Annotated in this window: 29 protein-coding genes and 1 riboswitch; of the genes, 19 read left to right on the top strand and 10 right to left on the bottom strand. The window is 37.2% G+C overall.

Annotated features, from left to right (window positions below):
* Nucleotides 1–22 precede the first annotated feature (22 nt).
* Genes ribH through ribD form a run of 4 tightly spaced genes read right to left on the bottom strand, consistent with a single transcriptional unit; the run spans nt 23 to nt 3,465 of the window.
* Entirely contained in the window at nt 23–484 is a 462-nt protein-coding gene (gene ribH, locus BAMA_RS03670) for a 6,7-dimethyl-8-ribityllumazine synthase (protein ID WP_034636040.1), read from the bottom strand.
* Between the two features lie 24 nt (nt 485–508).
* Complete coding sequence (locus tag BAMA_RS03665) at nt 509–1,702, bottom strand: bifunctional 3,4-dihydroxy-2-butanone-4-phosphate synthase/GTP cyclohydrolase II (protein ID WP_034636037.1); 1,194 nt, start codon at nt 1,700–1,702, stop codon at nt 509–511.
* A gap of 24 nt (nt 1,703–1,726) precedes the next feature.
* The gene (gene ribE, locus BAMA_RS03660) at nt 1,727–2,371 is read right to left on the bottom strand and encodes a riboflavin synthase (protein WP_034636035.1); all 645 of its coding nucleotides are present in this window, start codon (nt 2,369–2,371) and stop codon (nt 1,727–1,729) included.
* The gene (gene ribD / locus BAMA_RS03655) at nt 2,326–3,465 is read right to left on the bottom strand and encodes a bifunctional diaminohydroxyphosphoribosylaminopyrimidine deaminase/5-amino-6-(5-phosphoribosylamino)uracil reductase RibD (protein ID WP_034636033.1); all 1,140 of its coding nucleotides are present in this window, start codon (nt 3,463–3,465) and stop codon (nt 2,326–2,328) included. The genes ribE and ribD overlap by 46 nt, the downstream gene beginning before the upstream one ends.
* Nucleotides 3,466–3,759: 294 nt before the next feature.
* A riboswitch (FMN riboswitch) is annotated at nt 3,760–3,904 on the bottom strand.
* 145 nt (nt 3,905–4,049) lie between these two features.
* On the opposite strand from ribD, the gene crcB (BAMA_RS03650) reads away from it, so the two are divergent.
* Together crcB (BAMA_RS03650) and crcB (BAMA_RS03645) are read left to right on the top strand one after the other, a co-directional pair.
* Nucleotides 4,050–4,451, top strand: coding sequence for a fluoride efflux transporter CrcB (gene crcB / locus BAMA_RS03650; RefSeq protein ID WP_034636031.1), 402 nt, complete (start codon nt 4,050–4,052; stop codon nt 4,449–4,451).
* Nucleotides 4,451–4,807, top strand: a complete 357-nt coding sequence (gene crcB / locus BAMA_RS03645) for a fluoride efflux transporter CrcB (protein WP_084157865.1) — start codon at nt 4,451–4,453, stop codon at nt 4,805–4,807. Before crcB (BAMA_RS03650) ends, crcB (BAMA_RS03645) begins: the two co-directional genes overlap by 1 nt.
* A gap of 31 nt (nt 4,808–4,838) precedes the next feature.
* Here the strand turns inward: crcB (BAMA_RS03645) and BAMA_RS03640 are convergent, their stop codons facing one another.
* A complete protein-coding gene (locus BAMA_RS03640; RefSeq protein WP_084157863.1) occupies nt 4,839–5,081 on the bottom strand; it encodes a CDGSH iron-sulfur domain-containing protein in 243 nt (80 codons plus the stop codon).
* Between the two features lie 96 nt (nt 5,082–5,177).
* Here BAMA_RS03640 and BAMA_RS03635 point away from each other — a divergent pair, with 96 nt between their 5' ends.
* Nucleotides 5,178–5,420 (top strand): DUF2552 family protein, encoded by a 243-nt coding sequence (locus BAMA_RS03635; RefSeq protein WP_034636025.1) that lies wholly within the window; start codon nt 5,178–5,180, stop codon nt 5,418–5,420.
* A gap of 20 nt (nt 5,421–5,440) precedes the next feature.
* Here the strand turns inward: BAMA_RS03635 and BAMA_RS03630 are convergent, their stop codons facing one another.
* A complete protein-coding gene (locus BAMA_RS03630; RefSeq protein WP_034636023.1) occupies nt 5,441–6,367 on the bottom strand; it encodes an alpha/beta hydrolase in 927 nt (308 codons plus the stop codon).
* 76 nt (nt 6,368–6,443) lie between these two features.
* Between BAMA_RS03630 and BAMA_RS03625 the strand changes: the two genes are divergently transcribed.
* The 3 genes from BAMA_RS03625 to BAMA_RS03615 all read left to right on the top strand — a co-directional run bounded on the left by BAMA_RS03625 (nt 6,444) and on the right by BAMA_RS03615 (nt 9,342).
* A complete protein-coding gene (locus tag BAMA_RS03625; RefSeq protein WP_034636020.1) occupies nt 6,444–6,920 on the top strand; it encodes a GNAT family N-acetyltransferase in 477 nt (158 codons plus the stop codon).
* Nucleotides 6,921–7,117: 197 nt separating this feature from the next.
* Nucleotides 7,118–8,281, top strand: a complete 1,164-nt coding sequence (locus BAMA_RS03620; protein WP_034636019.1) for a cation:proton antiporter — start codon at nt 7,118–7,120, stop codon at nt 8,279–8,281.
* 116 nt (nt 8,282–8,397) lie between these two features.
* Nucleotides 8,398–9,342, top strand: a complete 945-nt coding sequence (locus tag BAMA_RS03615; protein ID WP_034636017.1) for a LacI family DNA-binding transcriptional regulator — start codon at nt 8,398–8,400, stop codon at nt 9,340–9,342.
* 130 nt (nt 9,343–9,472) lie between these two features.
* Here BAMA_RS03615 and BAMA_RS03610 read toward each other — a convergent pair whose 3' ends face one another.
* A complete protein-coding gene (locus BAMA_RS03610) occupies nt 9,473–10,792 on the bottom strand; it encodes a Na+/H+ antiporter family protein (protein WP_034636014.1) in 1,320 nt (439 codons plus the stop codon).
* 360 nt (nt 10,793–11,152) lie between these two features.
* Between BAMA_RS03610 and BAMA_RS03605 the strand changes: the two genes are divergently transcribed.
* From BAMA_RS03605 to BAMA_RS03585, 4 genes are all read left to right on the top strand, one after another.
* Nucleotides 11,153–11,629 carry a ribbon-helix-helix domain-containing protein gene (locus tag BAMA_RS03605; protein ID WP_034636012.1) on the top strand — a complete coding sequence of 159 codons (477 nt, stop codon included), beginning with the start codon at nt 11,153–11,155 and terminating at the stop codon, nt 11,627–11,629.
* 451 nt (nt 11,630–12,080) lie between these two features.
* Entirely contained in the window at nt 12,081–12,338 is a 258-nt protein-coding gene (locus tag BAMA_RS03595; protein WP_034636010.1) for a YqkE family protein, read from the top strand.
* A gap of 33 nt (nt 12,339–12,371) precedes the next feature.
* Entirely contained in the window at nt 12,372–12,896 is a 525-nt protein-coding gene (locus BAMA_RS03590; RefSeq protein WP_034636008.1) for a GrpB family protein, read from the top strand.
* Between the two features lie 132 nt (nt 12,897–13,028).
* Nucleotides 13,029–13,856, top strand: coding sequence for an aldo/keto reductase (locus BAMA_RS03585; protein WP_034636006.1), 828 nt, complete (start codon nt 13,029–13,031; stop codon nt 13,854–13,856).
* A 28-nt stretch (nt 13,857–13,884) separates the two neighbouring features.
* Here BAMA_RS03585 and BAMA_RS03580 read toward each other — a convergent pair whose 3' ends face one another.
* Nucleotides 13,885–14,799 (bottom strand): aldo/keto reductase, encoded by a 915-nt coding sequence (locus tag BAMA_RS03580; protein ID WP_034636004.1) that lies wholly within the window; start codon nt 14,797–14,799, stop codon nt 13,885–13,887.
* 77 nt (nt 14,800–14,876) lie between these two features.
* Entirely contained in the window at nt 14,877–15,014 is a 138-nt protein-coding gene (gene mciZ, locus BAMA_RS03575; protein ID WP_034636002.1) for a Z-ring formation inhibitor MciZ, read from the bottom strand.
* A gap of 74 nt (nt 15,015–15,088) precedes the next feature.
* On the opposite strand from mciZ, the gene BAMA_RS03570 reads away from it, so the two are divergent.
* Nucleotides 15,089–15,628, top strand: coding sequence for an NUDIX hydrolase (locus tag BAMA_RS03570; protein ID WP_034636000.1), 540 nt, complete (start codon nt 15,089–15,091; stop codon nt 15,626–15,628).
* 47 nt (nt 15,629–15,675) lie between these two features.
* Here the strand turns inward: BAMA_RS03570 and BAMA_RS03565 are convergent, their stop codons facing one another.
* Complete coding sequence (locus BAMA_RS03565; RefSeq protein WP_034635997.1) at nt 15,676–16,227, bottom strand: GNAT family N-acetyltransferase; 552 nt, start codon at nt 16,225–16,227, stop codon at nt 15,676–15,678.
* 124 nt (nt 16,228–16,351) lie between these two features.
* Here BAMA_RS03565 and spoIIM point away from each other — a divergent pair, with 124 nt between their 5' ends.
* The 8 genes from spoIIM (at nt 16,352) to BAMA_RS03525 (ending at nt 23,447) form a co-directional block, all read left to right on the top strand.
* On the top strand, nt 16,352–17,002 hold the full coding sequence (gene spoIIM, locus BAMA_RS03560) for a stage II sporulation protein M (protein ID WP_034635996.1): 651 nt from the start codon (nt 16,352–16,354) through the stop codon (nt 17,000–17,002).
* A 107-nt stretch (nt 17,003–17,109) separates the two neighbouring features.
* Nucleotides 17,110–17,565 (top strand): ferric iron uptake transcriptional regulator, encoded by a 456-nt coding sequence (fur, locus tag BAMA_RS03555; RefSeq protein WP_034635994.1) that lies wholly within the window; start codon nt 17,110–17,112, stop codon nt 17,563–17,565.
* A gap of 104 nt (nt 17,566–17,669) precedes the next feature.
* Complete coding sequence (locus BAMA_RS03550) at nt 17,670–17,900, top strand: YqzK family protein (protein ID WP_034635992.1); 231 nt, start codon at nt 17,670–17,672, stop codon at nt 17,898–17,900.
* A 6-nt stretch (nt 17,901–17,906) separates the two neighbouring features.
* Entirely contained in the window at nt 17,907–18,797 is an 891-nt protein-coding gene (gene xerD, locus BAMA_RS03545) for a site-specific tyrosine recombinase XerD (RefSeq protein WP_034635990.1), read from the top strand.
* Nucleotides 18,798–18,930: 133 nt separating this feature from the next.
* Nucleotides 18,931–19,710, top strand: coding sequence for a FixH family protein (locus tag BAMA_RS03540; protein ID WP_084157861.1), 780 nt, complete (start codon nt 18,931–18,933; stop codon nt 19,708–19,710).
* Nucleotides 19,711–20,100: 390 nt separating this feature from the next.
* Nucleotides 20,101–21,285 (top strand): phosphopentomutase, encoded by a 1,185-nt coding sequence (gene deoB, locus BAMA_RS03535; protein ID WP_034635982.1) that lies wholly within the window; start codon nt 20,101–20,103, stop codon nt 21,283–21,285.
* Between the two features lie 14 nt (nt 21,286–21,299).
* Nucleotides 21,300–22,118 (top strand): purine-nucleoside phosphorylase, encoded by an 819-nt coding sequence (locus BAMA_RS03530; protein ID WP_034635980.1) that lies wholly within the window; start codon nt 21,300–21,302, stop codon nt 22,116–22,118.
* 24 nt (nt 22,119–22,142) lie between these two features.
* Nucleotides 22,143–23,447: a pyrimidine-nucleoside phosphorylase gene (locus BAMA_RS03525; protein ID WP_034635978.1), complete on the top strand. Its 1,305-nt coding sequence runs from the start codon at nt 22,143–22,145 to the stop codon at nt 23,445–23,447.
* The last annotated feature ends 30 nt before the right edge of the window (nt 23,448–23,477 follow it).

Below are 23,477 nucleotides of genomic sequence, written 5' to 3'. Positions count from 1 at the left end.
CTCGATTGAGTGAAGTTTCACTTTATCCTAACTGGCGTGATAAGTTTGCCATTTCAATTGCGCCAACCGCAACTTCCCAGCCTTTATTTCCAGCTTTCGTACCTGCACGTTCAATTGCTTGTTCGATTGTTTCCGTTGTTAATACGCCAAAAATGATTGGGATACCTGTTTGTAATGACAAGGAAGCAACACCTTTTGCAACTTCATTACAAACATAATCGTAATGTGTTGTTGCTCCGCGAATGACAGTGCCAAGTGTAATAACTGTATCGTATTTACCGCTCTCCGCCATTTTTTTCGCGATGAGTGGAATTTCAAAAGCACCAGGTACCCATGCAACATCAACATCATTTTCCTCTACTCCGTGACGCTTTAAGGCGTCTAATGCTCCGCCTAATAATTTACTTGTAATAAATTCGTTAAAACGACCAACAACAATACCTACTTTTAACCCTGTACCAACTAAATGACCTTCAAATATCATGTGTTTTCTCTCCTTTAATATGAATTAAAATTGTAATAAATGTCCTAATTTTTTATGTTTTGTCTGTAAGTAAATTTCGTTCTCTTTTTTAGATGGGAGCTGTAGCGGAACGCGCTCTACCACTTGTAAATCGTAGCCTTGTAACCCTTTAATTTTCCGAGGATTATTTGTTAATAGGCGCAATTCTGTTAAGCCTAAGTCTTTTAAAATTTGAGCGCCAACACCATACTCTCGAAGATCTGCCGGAAAGCCAAGCTTTTCATTTGCCTCAACTGTGTCGTAACCTTCTTCTTGTAGTTTGTAAGCACGTAGTTTATTAAGCAATCCAATCCCACGGCCCTCTTGGCGCATATATAGTAAAACGCCGCGTCCTTCTTTTTCAATTTGCGCAAGTGCTGCGTGTAGTTGTGGACCACAATCACAGCGGCAAGAACTAAACACATCACCTGTTAAACATTCGGAATGTACTCGTACAAGTGTTGGCTCCTGCCTAGAGATATCGCCTTTGACAAGAGCGATATGTTCTTTTCCATCAAGAGTGTTAGAATAACCAATTGCTCGAAACGTTCCAAAATCAGTTGGTAGCGTCGTTTCAATTTCACGTCGTACGAACGTTTCGTGATGGCGACGATACGCAATTAAATCTTGGATTGTAATCATTTTTAATTGGAACTGCTCTGCAATTTTCTCTAAGTCGTGGACACGTGCCATCGTTCCGTCATCTTTTATAATTTCACAAATGACACCAGCTGGTTTTGCCCCGCATAATCTGGCTAAATCAACAGCAGCTTCTGTATGACCAGCTCTGCGTAATACACCACCTTCTTTTGCGATGAGTGGAAAAATGTGACCAGGACGCTTAAAGTCTGTTGCTACCGCATTTTCATTTAGTAACTCACGAATTGTAGTAGCACGCTCATGTGCGCTAATTCCAGTTGTTGTTGAAATATAATCAACACTGACTGTGAAAGCAGTACCGTGTGCATCTGTGTTATTGGTGACCATTTGCTCAAGCTGAAGGTGATTTGCATAGTCTTCTGTTAATGGAACACAAACAAGTCCACGTCCATGTGTAATCATAAAGTTAATGTTTTCAGCTGTGACATATTCAGCTAAAGCGACAAAATCACCTTCGTTTTCTCTATCTTCATCATCACATACGATAACAACTTTTCCTTGCTTTAAGTCTTCGAGTGCTTCTTCAATACGATGGAACATAGCATTCTCTCCTTTTCCTATTCATTACATAAAGCCATTTTCTTGTAGAAAACTTGCAGTTACAGCGTTTTTTTGTATAGCTGATGTAGCTAAAAATCGTTCTACGTATTTTCCAATCATATCGCATTCAATATTGACAATATCACCGGTATTCTTCGTGCCAAGAACTGACTCGCTTAACGTATGAGGGATAAGTGAGACAGTAATGGATGTATCTGACACATTGAAAATCGTTAAACTTGTACCATCAATCGCAATTGAACCTTTTGGTAAACAGTAGTGGAGTAACGGCTTAGAGAGCGCAATTTCATAGTAAACCGCGTTTGCCTGTTTCTTTTTTTTAATAATTGTACCGGTACCATCTATATGACCTGACACGAAATGTCCACCAAAGCGACCGTTGGCTGCCATGGCTCGTTCTAAGTTGACATGTGAACCGCGGTTTACATGTTGTAGTGAAGTGGCTTGCATCGTCTCTGGCATGACATCAACTGTAAAATAGTGTTCAGTAAAACTCGTTACTGTTAAACATGTTCCGTTAACGGCGATACTGTCACCTAATTTCACATCAGATAAGACAATCTGTGCTGAGATGGTAAGTTTCATTGCTTCACTGTTTCCTGTCATATTTGTAATGGTTCCAAGTTCTTCGACAATTCCTGTGAACATGAAGACACCTCTTTTCTCGGCGCTGCAACAATTTTTATATCTTCACCATATTGTTCCACCGTTTGAATTTGTAAGGAAAGAGCATCTCGTAAGTGAGAAAAACCATCTCCGCCAAACCATGTTGGAGCATCTTTTCCTCCAATTAATGTTGGGCTTATATACGTAATGATTTCATCAAAAAGATTTGCTTTAATGAAACTTGCATGAACTGTTTGACCTCCTTCAACGAAGAGGGATAAAATGTGCTTTTCTCCAAGAAGAGAAAGTAGTTTATGAATATCAATCTGTTTTGTGTTCATTTGTAGAACAGATACAGTGTTAGATTCATATTGTTTTATTTTTTCTTTTTCCACTTCCCTACCAACGATGAGCCAAGTTTGTGCTACACCATCTGCTATGATGTGAGAGGAAAGAGGAGTTTGTAAATGTGTATCTAGTACAATACGAATAGGATTCTTTCCGCCATTTGGAAGACGCGTTGTTAAGTGTGGATTATCAGCAAGAATCGTATTCACACCAACAAGAATCGCATCATATTCATTACGATATTGATGTGTATTTAAGCGTGCTTCGTCTCCAGTTATCCATCTACTCTCTCCTAAAGTAGTGGCAGTTTTACCATCCAGGCTCATTGCTGCCTTTAGTGTGACAAATGGACGCTTTGTTTTCATGTAGTGAAAGAAAAAATGATTTAGTTGTTTCGCCTCTTTTTCAAGCACTCCGACACATACATCAATTCCGGCTTGTTTTAAAGCTTTTATCCCATTTCCAAAAACGAGAGGGTTTTCATCTACTGCTCCAATAACAACTCGTTTTACCTTTTTTTCAATAAGTAAATTACAGCACGGTGGTGTTTTTCCAAAGTGACTGCACGGTTCTAGCGTAACGTATACCGTTGCGCCATTTGCTTGTTCACCTGCCATGCGGAGAGCATGAACTTCAGCGTGTTCTGTGCCGCACTTTAGGTGAGCTCCAAGTCCAACAATTTGTCCATCGTTAACAACGACTGCACCAACTGTTGGGTTTGGGCTCGTTTGACTCGATACGCTCTTTGCTAATTGCAAAGCGAGCGCCATATATTGTTGATCTGTCATATGATCACCTCTCCAACAAAATAAAAAAGCCCCAAGGAATAATCCTTGGGGCTGGGAGGTCTGTTTTACTAGAAATATAAGTGGAGATACAACGGTATGACGAAAAGGCCTAGCAAGTAATCGTTTTTTTGCATAAGAAATAAACTTAGCTTAGTACGATTTTTAAACGCGCTAGAGTTGTATTGCTATTTCAGTAAAAAGTGTATACGAAATAAACTACAAGTTTATCTTATAAAAGCACTTGTAATATGCATACTGAAATAAGCGTTGTATCCTGTTATATAAACTAGAAAACATATCCTTCTCCCATCCAGACTATACTGTCGGCCCTAGAGTCTCACTAGATCCACCGTTTTCTATGTTGAAAACGGGTCACGGACTTAGAAGCGTGTGCTTCATCACCGCCGGTTGGGAATTTCACCCGGCCCCGAAGGATGCTGTTTGGTCAAATTATATCACAAAAAAAATAGAAAGCTAGTAAAAAATCTAAAAAAAAGAAAGAATTGTATGTCAATTTGAAGGTGAGAAGTGCTTTGCTATACTGGAGAAAAAGCTGTGTAGAAGTAACGGTGAGGTGAAAAGACATGAAATATATGGCAGTTGGAATTGGTGGGATAGTGGGAGCTTTAGTGCGTTACGGAATAGGTAGGCTGTTTGTAACTTCAGACCAATCTCATTTTCCAGTAGAAACGTGGCTTGCGAACATGGTAGGGAGCTTTTTATTAGCGTTTTTAACAATGTACATATTTCGTATGAAACAAGTTTCACAAACTATGATAAATGCGGTTGGGACGGGGCTAATTGGATCATTTACAACGTTTTCCACGTTTAGTGTAGAAACAATTACTTTCGTACAAAATGGCGCATTTTTTATAGCAGTTTTGTATGTTTTAGCAAGTGCTGTAATTGGTTTATGCATGTCTTTGTTTGGGTTTCACCTCGGTATGAAAGTATATGAACAGCGTACTAGAAATGAGGGGGAATGATGAGCTGGATATTAGTTGGAATTGGTGGTTTTTTCGGTGCGATTGCCCGTTTTTTTATTAACAATGTTACAAAAGAAAAGTATGGGACGCATTTTCCTTATGGAACGTTGTTTGTAAATATATTTGGTTCATTTTTACTCGGATTATTGTACGGAGCGCAAGTTAGTACAGCGTGGATGTTACTATGTGGCACGGGATTTTTAGGTGCATTTACAACGTTCTCAACATTTAAGTTAGAGGTTGTTCAAGCGATGCATAAAAGAGAAAGTAAACTTGTAATCACATATGTAATCAGTAGTTACCTATGCGGAATTACAAGTGCTTTTATAGGTTTTTATATTGGGAATATTGTATAAAAAACGCACATTAAATAATGTGCGTTTTTTACTAGTCTTCTTTTGGTGCACGAACGATAGAATTGAATTTTCCTTTATGTGAGCCATCGCAGTACGGCATCTTTTCAGATAAACCACAGCGACATAAAGAAAATGCAGGTTTGACAGGAAATACGTTTCCTTCTGCATCGATCATTTCCACATCCCCTGTAATGCGGAACGATCCATTATCGTTTACTTTAATTTGTACTTTCCCCATTGCTACACCTCCAATCCAAACGCTTATTGCTATCATAGCTTTTCTTATAGCTGTGATACAACACTTTGTACTAGAAAGTAGAGAGTGTTATAATAACTCGTATATTGAAACATATTAAGGTGAAATGAAAATATGAATAAACAACTACGTATATTACAAAATGTTGCACAAGAGCGCACATGGGTGTCATTTTTAAATGAAAATCATCCATATAGTTTGCTGCATTGGTCTATTGCTGGTGTACAGGAAGATGCAAAAGACGTATGGCTTTTGCAAGATGAAGTAACGTTTCAAGTGAGTGAATTTGAATCACTTGAGGAAGCGATAGAATGGATTGCTGAGCACATGGAAGATGTTACAGATGTGTTAGCATGAAAGAAAAAAGAAGACAGGCTCTATTTTGCGAGCCTGTCTTCTTTTTTGTATATATATGCATGTAGGAACTGATCAATTGCTTGTTCGTATTCTTCTTTATTTTCGTTATAAGAAGATGCATGATCACCTTTCTCTGCAATAAACAGTTGTTTATCGCCTTCTTTTGCTTCGTATAATGCTTCTGTCATTTCACATAAAATGTAGTCATCATCTTTGCTGTGTATAAATAATACAGGATTTTGAATATTTTTTATGCAGTCAATTGGTGAAACTTCTTTTAATGTATAGCCATCACGTACTTTTAAAAAAGTATTTGCAATTGGCAGTAGTGGCCATTTTGGTAAGCGAAATTCCTCACGAAGTCGGTAATTTAGTTGGTCGTAAAAATCTGAAAATGGACAGTCGGCAATGTAAAAATCAGCACCATCTTCTACCATACCTGCATATTGGAGCAGTGTTGCAGCCCCCATCGATTCTCCGTGAATACCAAGTGTAATATTTGTGCCAAAACGTATTTTTAGCCAGTCCACAACAGATTTCAAATCATGTTTTTCATAGTAGCCATAGCTTGTCGTTTTTCCACCTGTTTGCCCGTGACGACGGTGATCGTAAATTAATACGTTAAAGCCACGTTTTAAAAATAAGTTTGCATATTTGATGGAATTCATTTTATTAACAGTTACACCGTGACAAAAAATCATAAATTTATTTGAGTTTCCAGATGGAATATAGTAACCGTGAATGTTATAGCCAAATTTAGAAGCGATGTATAGTTCTTCTTTTTGCAGAGCTTCAAATTGTTCTAAACGAAAGTGTCGCTTCGTTTCACGTTCTAAAATCTCTTCCTCTGTTTTTTTCTTTAAATACATAAATTTACTTGTAAAGAAAATCCCGATGCCGATTAGAGCTCCGCATACAGTTAACAATGTTGTCCAAAACGCTCTCATCATTCCAATCCTCCAACCTAAATATGATACAATTTTATTGTATCATATTGGCATATGGAGAGGGGAAGGGAAGAGTATGGAGATTCAAAAAATTACGAAGGACATGGAAGAAAAAGTGAAAGAGTTTATGGTGGGAAACTGGGGAAGTGCAGTGATGGTATCCCGTGGTCATTTGCATGAATTACATAAGTTACCTGGATTTATTGCGGTGGAAGAGGGGCAAATAAAAGGAATTGTTACATACGCCGTTGCAGGGGATAGTTTTGAAATGGTGTCATTGGATAGTTTTGCTGAAAAGAAAGGAATTGGTAGTCAGCTTGTTGAGTGTGTAGTGAACGAAGCAAAGAAACAAGGTTTGCAAAAGGTATGGTTAATTACAACAAATGATAATACAAATGCAATTCGCTTTTATCAACAGCGTGGATTTGTGATGACACATTTATATATTGGGGCAGTAGAAGAGGCGAGGAAGCTTAAAAAAAAAATTCCCCAAACTGGTTACGATGGAATCCCGATTTTGCATGAAATTCAGTTTGAAAAAAATTTTTTTTAAATTTTTTTTTGCGCTAAAAAATAGGGTGAAAATTATCTTTTATATTAAATAGGAAGAATTGTTTCGAGAAGGGATTTACTGGGAGTGTTTTTCGTTAGAAATGCGCGCTGAAACGGATTTGATAATTTCACAGACTGCTAGAAATCGTATATAATTATAATTATTCTGATGAGTAATATGAGAAAAGGAGCGATACAATGGAGTTTTTCTTCCAAATAGCATTAATTTTGCTATGTACAAAAGTTGCAGGTGACATCACTGTCAGACTAGGACAACCGTCTGTACTAGGTAAATTAATTGTCGGTATTATTATCGGACCAGCTGTATTTGGTTGGATTGACAACACAGATTTAATTAAACAATTAAGTGAAGTAGGGGTTATTCTCCTAATGTTCATGGCTGGTTTAGAAACAGATTTAGATGAATTAAACAAAAATCGTAATTCATCATTGGCCGTTGCGATTGGCGGTATTATTCTTCCATTCCTAGGAGGATACGGTGCAGGACTTGTTGTTGGTATGGATCAATCCCATGCAATCTTCTTAGGTTTACTACTGTGTGCAACAAGTGTAAGTATTTCTGTACAAACACTTCGTGATTTAGGAAAAATGAAATCACGTGAAAGTACAACAATTCTAGGAGCAGCAGTTGTTGATGACATCTTAGTTGTAATTTTATTAGCATTTGCGATGAGTTTCTTAGGATCAGCAGATGTAAACTTAATGGAAGTAATTATTAAGAAAGCAATCTTCTTCGCAGTGATTATTGCAGTGAGCTGGAAAGGTGTACCAATGATTATGCGTTGGTTATCACCACTACGTGTATCAGAATCAATTATTAGTGGTGCCCTTATCATCTGTTTCGCCTTTGCATACTTTAGTGAAATGCTAGGAGTTGCAGGCATTATCGGAGCATTTGCAGCAGGACTTGCGATTTCTCAAACAAGTTATAAGCATGAAGTAGAAAAGAAAGTAGAACCAATTGCATATGCAATGTTCGTTCCAATTTTCTTCGTAAGTGTTGGAATGAATATTACATTTGAAGGTCTTGGAGACCACGTATGGTTTATTATTGCCTTAACTGTAATTGCTATTTTAACGAAACTAATCGGTGGTGCTGTAGGTGCTCGTATGACTGGTTTTGATTTACAATCTTCTACAGTTATTGGGGCAGGAATGGTTTCACGTGGTGAAGTTGCGTTAATCATTGCTGGACAAGGATTAGCTTCAGGATTGTTAGCACAAGACTACTTTACAGCAGTTGTTCTTGTTGTTATTTTAACAACGATGGTTACACCGCCAATGTTAAAGTACACATTTGCAGTTAAAGATCGTCAATTAAAAGAAGAGAGAAGTGCATAAGCACTCCTCTTTTTTTATGTAACAATTTTCAGAAATATCTAACATCTAACTTGACGTATCTTCTGTTTTGCATTAACGTAAAATTGTAAACTATTTCCACGCTAAGGGGTGACGATGTGGCAACGATACGTGAAGTTGCAAAATTAGCAGGAGTTTCAGTAGCTACTGTTTCAAGAGTATTAAATGAAAAAGGATATGTACATGAAGATACGGTGAAGCAAGTAAAAGAAGCGATTGAGAAGCTACAGTATAAGCCACAGGTAGCTGCAAAAGCTTTGTTTAAAAAGTCGTCAACAATGATTGCTGTTATTGTACCAAGCTTAGAAAATATTACGTATTTACAAATGTTAGCTACATTAGAAGACGTTGCACATAAAGAAGGATATCAAATGATAGTTTGTAGTATGAAGAGCAATCCGAATTATATGAATGAATTATTAGAAAACCATATTGCAGGCATTGTTATGATGGAAGAGGTGTATGAAAGTTTACAAGAAAAAACTCTACCTGTGCCATTTGTTATATTTGGTGAGTCTAATGAAGAGCGTTTTATACAGCAATCTTGTAATAGTATGAATAAAGCTGTTACGTTTTTGAAAGAGAAAAGCTGTCAGTTTGTCGCTTACATACGAGTGAATCATGAGCCAGAAGAGAAAGATGAACGCGTCCACACATTTTTAGACCATGCTTTTGATAGGCAGCTATCGCATAAAGTAATAACAATTGAAGCACATAATATTGAAGTATCTATACAAGAAATACTACGCAAATATCCATACATAGATGGTATTATTGCGCAAAGTGATCAAATAGCGAGCGGAGCAATGCGAGCGGCACGAAACTTGCGCATCTCTATCCCTATGAGATTACAATTAATTGGTTTAGAAGGAACGTTGCAAGGTGAGTGGATGACTCCATCTTTAACGACAATTTCGCAACCATTAGAAGAAAAATGTGCTTTTGTAATGCAGTTGTTAATGGAGAAAGTACAGAAGAAACAAATAAAACAAGAAGTGATACATCGTAATGTTGTTCTTACAGAAAGAGAATCCACAAAATAAAAAAGGTGCGTTTTGTAACACGCACCTTTTTTATTTTGTTTATCCCGCATTAACAGCCCGTAAAAGCCCGATTGGTTCAACTAACACTCAGTAGGGGATGAAGAAAACCCCCGCTGAGTGAAGTTTCACTTTATAATACAAGAGCAGCAATAAATCCAAAAATAAGAAGTGGAATGTTATAGTGTAAAAATGTTGGTACACAAGTATCCCATATGTGATGGTGTTGTCCATCGGCATTAAGCCCGGAAGTTGGACCAAGTGTACTATCAGAAGCAGGTGACCCTGCGTCGCCAAGTGCACCAGCTGTGCCGATAATTGCAATTGTTGCCATTGGACTAAAACCAAGTTGTATACAAAGTGGAACAAAGATTGTCGTTAAAATTGGAATGGTAGAAAATGATGATCCAATTCCCATCGTAACGAGTAAACCAATGACAAGCATAAGAAAAGCAGCTAGTGGTTTACTGTTTCCCATTATATTTGCACTTGTTTCAACAAGTGATTCGACATGTCCTGTTTCACGAAGAACTGCACCAAATCCAGCAGCAGAAATCATGACAAATCCAATAAATGACATCATGCGCATCCCGCTTGTTAAAATTGCATCTGCTTCTTTAAGGGGAAGGCTCCCGCTTAATGATAAAACGATAATTCCAGCGAGAGCACCAAAAATCATCGATTCTGTTGCAAGTTGTACGCTAAGTGTTGCAACGATTGCGAGTAATCCAAATGCAATGCTTTTTTTTGTGTAAGGAATGGTTTCGTTCTCAGTTTTTTCTACATTTTGCTCGTTGTATGTTCGTGGTTTACGATATGTGATAAAGATAGCAATAAATAGGCCTAAAATCATTCCAAGCGCTGGGATCGTCATTGCTTTTGGAATGAGTGAAACATCGAAAGTTAAGCCACTTTGTGCAGCATTGGTCTGCAATACGTCATGATAGATTTTACCGAAACCTGCTGGAATCCACATGTAAGGTGTAATAAGACCAAAGGTAATGATACATGCAACGAGGCGACGATCAATCTCTAGTCCATTTAATACTTTAAGTAGAGCAGGTATTAAAATAGGGATAAAGGCGATGTGAACAGGAATAAGGTTTTGTGAAAAACAAGCCATTGTAAGTATAATCAGTAAAATAAGTACTTTTGAATATGCTTTCTTTTTCGAATCTCCTTCGTGTCCAATCCAGTGTAGTGCAGTATGGATCATAGCGTCAGGTAGTCCTGTTTTAGAAAGGGAAATCGCAAATCCACCAAGCATGGCATAACTTAAGGCGATAGGAGCACTATCTCCTAGACCTTCAGTGAAAGTAGCGATTGTCTCTGTAATTCCAAGTCCTCCAATTAATCCTCCAGTTAAAGCGCCAACGATGATGGCAACGATAACCTGTACACGTAATAAACTAAGAAGTAGCATCACTGCTACAGCGATGAGTACAGCGTTCATAATAAATATTACCTCTCCTGTTTTCATGATTTGTGACAGAGATAAGATTTTTACGCCATCTATAAAGAGAACATAAAAAAACTACCTTCATAATAGATGTCATACATTATAAAGTTTTTTTTGTGAAATGTAAAAGGAAAGTAACAGCATAAGGTGCATGGAAATTATTTATCCTACTACTTATAGAATACGAGGTTTTCACATTAAAAATTAGGGATGTAGAGAAGTTTAGATAGAGATTAAAGCGCTGTGGAGTGAAGTTTCACTTTATTAGCATGCTGCTGCACCTTAACATATTTCTTTAGCATATGATAGTAAAAATAACTGAATGAACATGAAGAGGCAGAGAGGAGGGAGGAGGTGCGAATTGGTGAGATTATAGACTGTTTGAATAATAGGGAGCCGTTAGCCCTTGTGGCAAAACGTATTGATATGAGTCCGTATGTATTATCGAAGAAATTAAGGATGATTGGTTATGAATATGATAGCGAGCAAAAGAAGAGGATATTTGTTGGAGAGGGAATCGAACCGAGACACTTACGATTAGAAGAAGCACCTACCATGCAACAAGAAAAAATAGATTATCAATTTTTGATTTATGAGCAACTGCAAAAAATATACGAATTGTTGCAAAAAAGAGGGTATGGTGCACTGCAAGTAGGACCGATTATAGGTGAGAAAAAGAAACAGACGTTTTCTATTTCAAAGGAGCTTCTTATGGAATTAGATTCCTTTGCAAAACGAACGGGTGTATATAAATCAAGGCTCGTAGAAGAAGCTTTATGGGAGTTTTTACAAAAATATAACATAGAAGAGAAGGGAAATGAAAAGAGATAAGCTTGTTTTTTCGGTAATATATCGATTTGAACAAGATGTTTTTTCTTGTTATAAGAAATAGTTGTAGATTAAGAAAAAGATAATAGAACGGAAGGAGTAGGGAAATGCAAACAGTCTTTCTCTTTTGGTTCTTTGTCATTGTTGTGAGTATATTTCTTTGTAAGGATAAAATAATTATCTCTTGGAGCAGTGTAGTTGTTTGCCTTATTGTGATAAAGGGTTGTTTTTTCTTGTTTATGAAATATGTGAAAATATTATTTATGCTACCATGGATGCCAATAATTTTTATGGCAGCTGTTTTGATGCTGGGTGCTTGTTGTACATTGTTTGTCGCATATGTACTAAAGAAGATTGTTTGAGAAGGGCGGTGGATTAGAGAGTCATTGCCTTTTTATTTGGCGCAAAAAGTTGATTTCCCCTATAATAAAAGAAAAAGTAGAAGGTGAGTAGTATGAAGAAAAAGAAACAAAAACGAGTACAACAAGCGGAAATGAAACAAGAAAAAGAAACGCTTACGATTGGAGATCAATTAAATGAAGCGCTAATGGCACAGTTGAAAAATAAGCAAAAAGAATTAAAGGCACAAGTTGAACAAAAAGAAGCAAAAGAGCAAGAGAGAAAGCGAAGAGAACAGAAAGAACGTGAGAAAAATAAGTCATTTGAAGAATTGTTAAGTGAAAGCAGTTTATCTTGGAAAGACTTTAAATAACAGACGTATTTGTTCACAGAAAAGGGGATTGTGATGAGGAAGATTGAAGTCGTTCCATATGAAAATCATTGGGTAGAAAAGTTTCAGCAGGAAGCGAAGCGGTTGCAAGAAGCCATGCCAGAGGTTGTGAAAATACATCATATCGGTAGTACATCTGTACCGGGGCTTGCGGCTAAACCAATTATTGATATGGTTATGGAAGTTGAAAATATTGAACGTGTTGATAATTGGAATCCACAGTTTCAACAGCTTGGCTATATTGTGAAAGGTGAAAATGGTATTTCTGGACGTCGTTTTTTCATTCATGGAACAGAAGAGAAACGTTCTTATCATTTGCATGTATATGAAAAAGGTAATCCGGAAATTACGAGACATTTAGCGTTTCGAGATTATATGATGGCTAACTGTGAGGAAGCAAGGGCGTACGCGATGCTAAAAGAGGAGCTTGCGGAAAAATATACATATGATGCTGATCAGTATGTTGAAGGAAAAACGACGTTTGTTCGTATAATTGATGAAAAAGCGGAGAAATGGGCTAAAAATAACGCCAGCAAATAAGCTGGCGTTATTTTTAGTAAACGAGGTCTATATTTTGACTTTTTATCTTAATGTTGGTGAAATGGAACTGTTGGATATTCTATAAAAATTGTTTAAAATAAAACAGGTGAAATTGAAAGGGGAGTAACGCATATGAACAGTCCAATAACTACGCTTACAAACGGTGTGAAAATGCCGATGTTTGGTTTAGGGGTATATAAAGCAAAAGAGGGAGAAGAAGTAAAACGGGCTGTACGTACAGCTTTACAAGTAGGCTATCGTTCAATTGACACAGCGACTATTTATGAAAATGAAAGCGGTGTCGGGGAAGCAATTCGTGAATCGGGGATTCCAAGGGAAGAACTATTTATTACAACGAAAGTATGGAATGATGACCAAGGGTATGAAGAGACACTTATAGCGTTTGAAAAAAGTTTGCAGCAGCTTGGGATGAATTATGTAGATTTATATTTAATTCATTGGCCAGTACGCGGAAAATATGTAGATACATATCGTGCGCTTGAAAAGCTTTACGAAGAAGGAAAGGTACGAGCAATTGGTGTTTCTAATTTCCATATTCACCATTTAGAGCATTTATTAGCGAACTGTAATATTACGCCGATGGTTAATCAAGTGGAATTACATCCAATGCTTACACAACATGAGTTACGAGAATATTGTAAGAGAAAAGGCATCCAAATAGAAGCGTGGAGTCCACTTATGAGGGGCGGCGAAGTGTTTGAGCATGAAATCATTCAAAGTATTGCTAAAAAGTATGGGAAAACACCAGCGCAAGTCATTTTACGTTGGGAAGTTCAAAGTGGCATTGTAACAATTCCAAAATCAGTTACACCATCTCGTATAGAAGAGAATTTTGATGTGTTTGACTTTTCGTTAACGGAAGAAGAATTAAGTCAAATTGAAACGATGAACTGTGGGAGAAGAGTAGGAACAAATCCAGATAAATACGATGAAATGTAAGAAAGAGCTACCAAATTTGGTAGCTCTTTTAGCGATGAAGGTCATATTGGTCATGTTTTACAACGGCTTGAATTTGTTCGTATTCTTGTGCTGTTAAGGATACAGCTTTTCCGGCATTTGTATTTTCATGTAATTGTATAATGGAGCTAGCGCCTGGAATCACAGATGCGACGATATCAGTATGTAGTGCATATTGAATGGCTGTTTCTGTTAAAGAGCGTTTATTTGTTGTTTCTTGAATAGCAGTTAATGTTTGAACGAGTTCATCATATTGATAAGAAAGATAATCTTTTTCCTTTGCTTTGTCTAGCTTTCGCTTATTGTTTCCCGTTAATAATCCTTTTGCTAGAGGCCCACGAGCAATGACACTAATATTATGTTTTTGTAAAAGTGGAAACCATTCCTCAGGACGACGATTTAAAATGCTGTATTCCATTAATACACTCACTATGTTAGAACGCTCAGCGTATTGTTTAATAACGTTAGGGCGAATAGATGAAATACCATAATAGCGAATGAGACCTTCTTGTTTTAGTTCTTCAAACGCTTCAATTGTTTCGTCGATATTATCTTCAATTGTTCCACCATGGAGTTGATATAAATCAATATAATCGGTTTTTAACCTTCTTAAGCTGTTTTTTACCGCTGTTTTTATGTATGTTTTTGAAGGATCCCACGTCCAACCATTTTGTTCTTCTGTCCAGCGGTTTCCAACCTTTGTTGTTAATATGATTTCGTCGCGCTTTCCTTTTAGTGCTTTTCCAACAAATTCTTCATTTTGTCCATAGTTGTATAAATCAGCAGTATCGAGAAAGTTGATCCCTTGCTCTAGAGCTTCGTGGATGATGCGAATTGCTTGTTGTTCATCTGTACCGAGTGACATGCATCCAAGACCAATTTCACTTACATATAAATTTGAATTTCCTAATTGTCGTTTGTTCATAAGCCAACCTCCTTACTGACATTGTACGAAAGGGTATGGAAGTTGACAAATATATAGGATTAAACAGGAAGACATGGTTACGTTGTTTTCTTTTTTTTGTCCACAATCCAATCATGTACTGTTTTATATTGTTTGTCATAGCGCTTCAGCGTTTGCCGAATTTCCCATGCTTTTCCGACTAATGTAACACGATTTGGTAAAATATATACTTTCATTTTTATTTCGCTCCTTTCATTGTGATAGAATGTTATGTAGAAAGATTAGGAAATAGAACAAGGAGATGAGTGTTGTGAGCAATCTTACAGAAAGAACAGTTGGAACCGAACCAATCTTTGAAGGACGTATTATTAAAGTTCGTGTTGATGAAGTAGTATTGCCAAATGGTGAAACAAGTAAACGTGAGATTGTTAAACATCCAGGAGCGGTAGCTGTTATCGCGACAACGGATGAAGGGAAAATCGTTCTTGTAGAGCAGTATCGCAAAGCAATGGAGAAAGCGCTTGTTGAAATTCCGGCAGGGAAGTTAGAGCAAGGAGAACAGCCTGAAACAACGGCAATTCGTGAGTTGGAAGAAGAAACAGGATATGTATGTGAAAAAATGGAGCTAATTGCATCGTTTTATACATCACCAGGATTTGCAGATGAGATTGTCTATTTATATGAAGCAAAGGGATTGAAAAAAAAGGAAAATAAAGCGGCCCTTGATGAAGATGAATTTGTGGAGTTAATGGAAGTCACATTAGAAGAAGCGATGGAGCTTATGAAAGAGCAACGCATTCATGATGCAAAGACGATGTATGCTGTTCAATATTTGCAGTTAAAAAAATAAGAGGCGTTCCTAAAAGTAGTTATATAACTACTTTTAGGAAGCCTCTTTTAATTAATTTTTGCAAATACACATGTGTTACTTAATGAACCTTCTGGAGTCAGGTAGTCATTTTCTAATGTACCTTCTAGAATGAATTCAAGACGTTCTGCTAATAGGCGTACATTTTCATTCTCCGCATCGCACTTGATTTCAAGGCGTCTTGCTCCTAGTTTATCAAATGCAAATTGAACAGCGCCTTTTAATGCTTCTGTCATATAACCTTTTTTTGTGTATGCACTATGGAGCCAAAAACTAATTGAGAATTTTGGAATCTCCCAGTTTTCAGGATGAAGCGTAAGCGCACCGATAAAAGTGCCTGTTGCTTTATCATATAGGTGGAAAGGTAGTGTTTCACGAAGTAAAAACTTGCCGTGAGCTTCGCGTACAATTGCTTCTGCTGCCTCTTCTGTTTCATGTGTGATTTTCATCCAAGGCTGTAATTCTGGTAAGGAAGCTTGAACGGCTTCATATACTTCAGCACCATCACCTGGAAAAGGCTTACGTACTTGTAGACGCTCAGTTTGAAATAATGTTGGAAAATCTAATAATAATGGTTTCAAGCAAAATCCCTCCTATTCTCTACTATTCAGTTTAGCAAAGTAGGACGGAATTTCAATGTTAATTCGTCATACTTTTTTCTTTTGCTCATATCTTTTAGTAAGAGAATGAACGGAGGGAAGAAAGATGCTGAGAAAATCGTCTTGGCAAGATCGAATTACACATCATATACAAGAGTATTCTTCACTATATGTGTTTGTATCGGTATTATTTTTAATGGGGGTTGTATTTGGAGCGATTCTCGTCAACAGTTTACCGGTAAATCAAAAACAAGAATTGTACTTTTATTTAAGTCAATTTTTTGGACAAGTTTCCAAAGGGAATTTTGTGAATGCAAGTGAGATGTTTCGGGAAAGCTATTTATCGCATTTAAAGTATATCGGTTTTATTTGGATTTTAGGTATTTCGATTATTGGTTTGCCTGTTATTTTTATTTTGCTATTTTTAAAGGGAGCCGTTGTGGGCTTTACAGTTGGTTTTTTAGTAAGTCAGCTTGGTTGGAAAGGGTTGTTACTAGCATTTGTTGCAATACTGCCTCAAAATTTAGTTATTATCCCGATTTTTTTAGTGATGACAACAATTGCAGCAGGCTTTTCTTTACGAATGATTCGTCATCAATTTATTCGTAAAGTAAACGAACCGTTACTACCGTTTTTTATTCGATATACATGTTTTTTTCTAATTATCGGTGCTTTATTAGCGATCGCTTCTAGTATTGAAGCGTATGGATCACCAATATTTATGAAGGAGGTAGTGGAAACTATCAATAAAAAATAATTATAAATTGATAATTATTATCAAATGATTAAGGTTATTTTTCTTTTGACAGTAGCCCTTCTTCTGATATAATGGAATGAGAGTGGCGAGGGAGGGAGTAGTACCGAATGGAAGAGAGAATTGAACGAATTAAGAAGCAATTGCATGCAGCGAGTTATAAGTTGACACCACAACGTGAAGCCACGGTTCGTGTGCTGCTAGAAAATGAAGAAGATCATTTAAGCGCAGAAGATGTTTACCTCCTTGTAAAAGAAAAATCGCCAGAGATCGGACTTGCGACTGTTTATCGTACTTTGGAGTTATTATCTGAACTGAAGGTCGTTGACAAAATTAATTTTGGTGATGGTGTATCACGTTATGACTTACGACAAGAAGGAGCAACACGTTTTCATCATCATTTAATTTGTACAGATTGCGGTGCAGTAGAAGAAATCCAAGAAGATTTACTTGGCGAAGTAGAACAAAAAGTAGAGCGTGAGTGGCATTTTAAAGTAAAAGATCATCGCTTAACGTTCCACGGTGTTTGCGGAAATTGTCAAGGGAATTTAACAGAAGAAAACTAACCTTTTCCTCCTTCGGGTAGGAAGGGGTTTTTTGTTTCTTATAGGTATAAATGTAAGAAAGCTTGGCATATGTTGTAATAACACATACTTTGGAGGAGTGTATTATGCGCCGAGCATTAAAAATGATTTTTGATGGTTTGAAAGTATTTTTCTTATTTATTAGTTGTACGGTATTGTTTTATTTCGCTATACTATGGGTAAATGAAGAATATGAAAGCTACCATCGCTATGAAAAACCGAAAGAAGAGATGGTAGAGAAAGTGTCAGGGACAGAGGAACTTGAAAAAGATGCATTGGTTAACCGAATGATCTTTTTCTATGAAAATGGGGAGTAGTGAAGATTGGAAGATCAATTAAAAGACTTTATTCATTATATGGTTGTAGAAAAGGGATTGGCGAAAAATACAGTCGTTTCCTATGAACGAGATTTAAAAAGTTACGTACAGTACATTCAAAAGGTTGAACAAGTTACAACATTTCATGAAGTTACACGCCTACATATTTTAGGTTTTTTGCACCATTTAAAGGAGAGTGGGAAATCTTCAAAAACAATGGCGCGTCATATTGCATCAGTTCGTTCGTTTCATCAGTTTTTACTAAGAGAAAGAGTAGTAGAACATGACCCAACTGTACATATTGAAACACCGCAAGGGGAACGAAAATTACCGAAAGTGTTATCTGTTGATGAAGTAGAAGCATTATTACAAACACCAAAGGCAGTAAATGCATTTGGGCTAAGAGATAAAGCGATGCTGGAACTACTATATGCAACGGGATTACGTGTGTCAGAACTCATTGATTTAAATTTATCAGACGTCCATTTAACGATGGGCTTTGTGCGTTGTGTCGGAAAAGGGAATAAAGAGAGAATTATTCCGCTTGGTCGTTTAGCGACAGAAGCAATTCAATCTTACATTGAAAGAGGAAGGCATGAATTGTTAGGTAAGAAAACGATAGATGCACTTTTTTTAAACCATCATGGCAACCGTTTATCACGTCAAGGTTTTTGGAAAATTTTAAAAAAGCTAGCGAAAGAAGCAAATATTCAAAAAGAACTTACACCACATACGCTCCGCCATTCTTTCGCAACGCACTTATTAGAAAATGGTGCAGATTTGCGTGCTGTACAAGAGATGCTCGGACATGCTGATATTTCAACGACACAAATTTATACACATGTTTCAAAAACTAGATTAAAAGATGTATATAAACAGTTTCATCCGAGAGCATAACGCTCTCTTTTTTTAGAAGTTAAGTATTTCACAAAAACTTCACAAATATTTCGTACATTGTTTTCAGCATACATATAGCATGATTGGACACACTTCCTCTATACTAATGAGTGTAGGAAAGAAGGAGGAAGTTATGATGAAAAAACTTTTAATGACAGCATTTATCGCAGTAGTAGCCGTAGCAGGCTGTAATACACAAAAAGAAGAACCGAAAGAGACAAAACAAGAGAAAAAATTAGAAGAAGTAAAAGTAGAAGTAAAAACAAATCCGGCGGAATTGAAACCAAATGAAAAAGTTGAAGTACAAGCAATCGTTACACAAGGAAAAGAAAAAGTAACGGATGCAAGTGATGTGAAATTTGAAATCTGGAAAAATGGTGAAGAAAACCACGAAATGTTAGAAGGTAAACATAAAGGCGATGGGGTATACGTAGTGGAAAAAACATTCCCAGCTGACGGTGTATACCATATTATCGCTCACACAAATGCACGTGATATGCACGTAATGCCAGAAGAAAAAGTAGCGGTTGGTAACGCAAAGCTTGAAGATGCAAAAGAAGAAAAAGCAGCTCATGGTGAAGGACATGGAGATCATGGAAACGCTGAAGGTCATGGTCACCATAACAGTGATACAGCAATTCACTTCATGGCTGATGACGTAACGGCAAATAATGAAACGACATTAAAAGCACATGTACAGCATAAAGAAGCAGGATTAACAGAAGCGAACGTAAAGTTTGAGATTTGGAAAGACGGTGCAGAAAAGCATGAATACGTTCCAGCTGAAGAAGGAACTGACGGTGAATATGTAAGTAAGCATACGTTCAAAGAGGCTGGCTCTTACATTGTGAAAGTTCATGTTGAAAAAGGTGAGTTACACGAGCATATTGAAGAGAAAGTGGAAGTAAAATAAGGAAAACTATTTTCCTTCCTAGGAGAGAGCACTAAATCATAAGTGCTCTCTTTGTTTTTGAAAATGTTTACACAATGTTCATTGCATATCTCGTTTTTCTATGGTAGATTCAATATGCAAATGGTTGCTATATTGTATTCTGAAATGTAATCGTTAACAACCTTATTTTTACTGGGAAAATCATGTATATGAAGTGAGGCATATCCAAAATTTGTGAACGGAATAGAAAAAAGTACACAACAAATAAAAATGCTTGAAAACGCATTAAAAAATCATGTTATAATACTCGCATAAGATGTCTGACTTCTGACTTAGGAGAAAAGGGAAGTTTTTACATTGTTTTGAACATACTACAATAAGTAGAACGGAATATATTAGGAGGTAACATTTGTGAATAAATATAAACGCATTTTCCTTGTTGTTATGGATTCGGTAGGAATTGGAGAAGCACCAGATGCTGAGCAGTTTGGAGATAAAGGTTCTGATACACTAGGACATATTGCTGAGCACATGAACGGATTAAACATGCCAAACATGGCGAAATTAGGCCTTGGAAACATTCGTGAAATGAAAGGGATTTCAAAAGCAGAAGCTCCACTTGCTTATTATACAAAAATGGAAGAAAAATCGGTTGGAAAAGACACGATGACAGGACACTGGGAAATCATGGGTCTTTATATTGATAAGCCATTCCAAGTATTCCCTGAAGGATTCCCGAAAGAATTACTTGATGAGTTAGAAGCGAAAACAGGCCGCAAAATTATCGGTAATAAACCAGCTTCTGGTACTGAGATTCTTGATGAACTTGGAAAAGAGCATATGGAAACAGGCGACTTAATTGTGTACACATCAGCTGATAGCGTACTTCAAATTGCAGCTCACGAAGATATTGTACCAATTGATGAGTTATATAAAATTTGTAAAATCGCGCGTGAATTAACACTTGATGAAAAGTATATGGTAGGTCGTGTAATCGCTCGTCCATTCGTTGGAGAGCCAGGCAACTTCAAACGTACACCAAACCGTCATGATTATGCACTAAAGCCATTTGGACGTACTGTAATGAATGAATTACAAGATGAAAATTATGATGTCATTGCAATTGGTAAAATCTCTGACATTTATGATGGAGAAGGTGTAACAGCATCACTTCGTACACAGTCTAACATGGATGGAATGGATAAACTTGTTGATACGTTACACATGGACTTTACAGGACTTAGCTTCGTAAACCTTGTTGATTTCGATGCACTATTTGGACATCGTCGTGATCCACAAGGATACGGTGAAGCATTAGAAGAGTATGATGCACGTCTTACAGAAGTACTTGAACAGTTAAAAGAAGATGATTTATTAATCATTACAGCTGATCATGGTAACGATCCAATTCACTACGGTACAGATCATACGCGTGAATATGTACCATTATTAGCATACAGCCCAAGTATGAAAGATGGCGGAAAAGAATTACCAATTCGTAAAACATTTGCTGATATTGGAGCAACAGTTGCAGAAAACTTTGGCGTGAAAATGCCACAATACGGAACAAGCTTCTTAAATGAACTAGGAAAATAAGGGGGATACACATAATGAATCGTGAACTTATCGCAAAATCTGCTTCTTACTTAAAAGAGAAATTTTCGGAAACACCAAAAGTAGGATTAATTCTTGGATCTGGTCTAGGTGTATTAGCTGATGAAATTGAAAATGCAGTAAAGGTACCATACAGTGAAATTCCAGAATTTCCTGTATCAACTGTAGAAGGTCATGCTGGACAGCTTGTATTTGGTACACTTCAAGGTGTAACAGTAGTAGCAATGCAAGGACGTTTCCACTTCTATGAAGGATATGACATGCAAAAGGTAACGTTCCCAGTTCGTGTTATGAAAGAACTAGGAGTAGAAACAGTAGTTGTAACAAATGCAGCTGGTGGTGTAAACACTGAGTTTGAGCCAGGCGATTTAATGTTAATTACAGATCATATTAACTTCATGGGAACTAACCCATTAATCGGACCAAATGATTCTGAGATGGGCGTTCGCTTCCCAGATATGTCTGAAGCATATAGTAAAGATCTTCGTGAAATGGCGAAAAAAGTTGCAGCTGACTTACAAATTAAAGTACAAGAAGGCGTATATGCTGGTATGACAGGTCCTGTATATGAAACACCAGCAGAAATCCGTATGCTTCGTACAATTGGTAGTGATGCTGTTGGTATGTCAACTGTACCAGAGGTAATCGTAGCGCGTCATGCAGGGATGAAAGTATTAGGTATTTCTTGTATTTCAAATATGGCAGCAGGTATTTTAGATCAACCTCTTCACCACGATGAAGTAATTGAAACGACAGAACGTGTAAAAGCAAACTTCTTAGCATTAGTAAAAGAAATCGTAAAACAAATGAACTAAAACAAGCGAAGGGATGATCAAACGATGAGAATGGTAGACTTAATCGCAAAAAAGCGTGATGGTAAAGAATTAACGACAGAAGAAGTCCAATTTATTGTAAATGGTTACACAAATGGCGATATTCCAGATTATCAAGTAAGTGCATTTGCAATGGCTGTATTCTTCCAAGATATGACTGACCAAGAGCGTGCTGACTTAACAATGGCGATGGTAAATAGTGGTGACACAATCGACCTATCTGCAATTGAAGGTGTAAAAGTAGATAAGCACTCAACTGGTGGTGTTGGTGATACAACAACGCTTGTATTAGGACCATTAGTTGCGGCGCTTGATGTACCAGTTGCAAAAATGTCTGGACGTGGTTTAGGACATACAGGTGGTACAATCGATAAGTTAGAAGCTGTACCAGGCTTCCACGTAGAGATTGAAAACGATGAGTTTATGCGCCTTGTAAACGAAAATAAAATTGCCGTTATTGGACAAAGTGGAAACTTAACTCCTGCTGATAAGAAGTTATATGCACTTCGTGACGTAACAGCAACTGTAAACTCTATTCCATTAATTGCAAGCTCAATTATGAGTAAAAAAATTGCAGCTGGCGCAGATGCAATCGTTCTTGATGTAAAAACGGGTGCAGGTGCATTCATGAAAACAAATGAAGATGCAAAGCGTTTAGCAGAAGCAATGGTTCGCATTGGAAATAACGTTGGCCGTAACACAATGGCAGTTATTTCTGACATGAGTCAACCGCTTGGAGAAGCAATCGGTAACGCGTTAGAAGTAAAAGAAGCAATCGATACGCTGCAAGGAAAAGGACCGAAAGACTTAGAAGAGCTATGTTTAACGCTTGGAAGTCAAATGGTATACTTAGCTGGTCAAGCAACTTCATTAGAAGATGCTCGTGAGAAATTAATTGAAGTAATGAATAACGGTAAAGCGTTAGAGTCCTTCAAGACGTTCTTAGCAGCGCAGGGCGGAGATGCATCAGTTGTTGATGATCCATCAAAACTTCCTCAAGCGAAATATGTAATTGAAGTAGAAGCGAAGGAAGATGGCTATGTATCGGAAATCGTTGCAGATGAAATCGGAACAGCAGCAATGCTTCTTGGCGCAGGACGTGCAACGAAAGAGTCTGAAATTGATTTAGCTGTTGGACTAATGCTTCGTAAAAAAGTTGGTGATCGCGTAGCGAAAGGCGATTCACTTGTAACGATTTATGCAAACCGTGAAAACGTAGAAGATGTAAAACAAAAAATTTATGACAACATGACAATTTCTGCTGATGCTGTAGAGGCTCCAGTACTTGTTCATGGTATTGTAACAGAGTAAGAAAAAAGCTAAGGGGCATTCTCCTTAGCT

Origin of the sequence: Bacillus manliponensis, from assembly GCF_000712595.1 — a bacterium.
GTDB lineage: Bacteria > Bacillota > Bacilli > Bacillales > Bacillaceae_G > Bacillus_A > Bacillus_A manliponensis.
Note: the sequence above shows the minus strand (reverse complement) of the source record. Positions and strands in the feature narration are given on the sequence as shown.

What these genes read in the sequence shown, in the direction of transcription:
- ribH (WP_034636040.1), bottom strand. Translation starts at nt 484, where the DNA reads ATGATATTTGAAGGTCATTTAGTTGGTACAGGGTTAAAAGTAGGTATT.
- BAMA_RS03665 (WP_034636037.1), bottom strand. Translation starts at nt 1,702, where the DNA reads ATGTTCCATCGTATTGAAGAAGCACTCGAAGACTTAAAGCAAGGAAAA.
- ribE (WP_034636035.1), bottom strand. Translation starts at nt 2,371, where the DNA reads ATGTTCACAGGAATTGTCGAAGAACTTGGAACCATTACAAATATGACA.
- ribD (WP_034636033.1), bottom strand. Translation starts at nt 3,465, where the DNA reads ATGACAGATCAACAATATATGGCGCTCGCTTTGCAATTAGCAAAGAGC.
- crcB (WP_034636031.1), top strand. Translation starts at nt 4,050, where the DNA reads ATGAAATATATGGCAGTTGGAATTGGTGGGATAGTGGGAGCTTTAGTG.
- crcB (WP_084157865.1), top strand. Translation starts at nt 4,451, where the DNA reads ATGAGCTGGATATTAGTTGGAATTGGTGGTTTTTTCGGTGCGATTGCC.
- BAMA_RS03640 (WP_084157863.1), bottom strand. Translation starts at nt 5,081, where the DNA reads ATGATAGCAATAAGCGTTTGGATTGGAGGTGTAGCAATGGGGAAAGTA.
- BAMA_RS03635 (WP_034636025.1), top strand. Translation starts at nt 5,178, where the DNA reads ATGAATAAACAACTACGTATATTACAAAATGTTGCACAAGAGCGCACA.
- BAMA_RS03630 (WP_034636023.1), bottom strand. Translation starts at nt 6,367, where the DNA reads ATGAGAGCGTTTTGGACAACATTGTTAACTGTATGCGGAGCTCTAATC.
- BAMA_RS03625 (WP_034636020.1), top strand. Translation starts at nt 6,444, where the DNA reads ATGGAGATTCAAAAAATTACGAAGGACATGGAAGAAAAAGTGAAAGAG.
- BAMA_RS03620 (WP_034636019.1), top strand. Translation starts at nt 7,118, where the DNA reads ATGGAGTTTTTCTTCCAAATAGCATTAATTTTGCTATGTACAAAAGTT.
- BAMA_RS03610 (WP_034636014.1), bottom strand. Translation starts at nt 10,792, where the DNA reads ATGAACGCTGTACTCATCGCTGTAGCAGTGATGCTACTTCTTAGTTTA.
- BAMA_RS03595 (WP_034636010.1), top strand. Translation starts at nt 12,081, where the DNA reads ATGAAGAAAAAGAAACAAAAACGAGTACAACAAGCGGAAATGAAACAA.
- BAMA_RS03590 (WP_034636008.1), top strand. Translation starts at nt 12,372, where the DNA reads ATGAGGAAGATTGAAGTCGTTCCATATGAAAATCATTGGGTAGAAAAG.
- BAMA_RS03585 (WP_034636006.1), top strand. Translation starts at nt 13,029, where the DNA reads ATGAACAGTCCAATAACTACGCTTACAAACGGTGTGAAAATGCCGATG.
- BAMA_RS03580 (WP_034636004.1), bottom strand. Translation starts at nt 14,799, where the DNA reads ATGAACAAACGACAATTAGGAAATTCAAATTTATATGTAAGTGAAATT.
- mciZ (WP_034636002.1), bottom strand. Translation starts at nt 15,014, where the DNA reads ATGAAAGTATATATTTTACCAAATCGTGTTACATTAGTCGGAAAAGCA.
- spoIIM (WP_034635996.1), top strand. Translation starts at nt 16,352, where the DNA reads ATGCTGAGAAAATCGTCTTGGCAAGATCGAATTACACATCATATACAA.
- fur (WP_034635994.1), top strand. Translation starts at nt 17,110, where the DNA reads ATGGAAGAGAGAATTGAACGAATTAAGAAGCAATTGCATGCAGCGAGT.
- BAMA_RS03550 (WP_034635992.1), top strand. Translation starts at nt 17,670, where the DNA reads ATGCGCCGAGCATTAAAAATGATTTTTGATGGTTTGAAAGTATTTTTC.
- BAMA_RS03540 (WP_084157861.1), top strand. Translation starts at nt 18,931, where the DNA reads ATGATGAAAAAACTTTTAATGACAGCATTTATCGCAGTAGTAGCCGTA.
- BAMA_RS03530 (WP_034635980.1), top strand. Translation starts at nt 21,300, where the DNA reads ATGAATCGTGAACTTATCGCAAAATCTGCTTCTTACTTAAAAGAGAAA.
- BAMA_RS03525 (WP_034635978.1), top strand. Translation starts at nt 22,143, where the DNA reads ATGAGAATGGTAGACTTAATCGCAAAAAAGCGTGATGGTAAAGAATTA.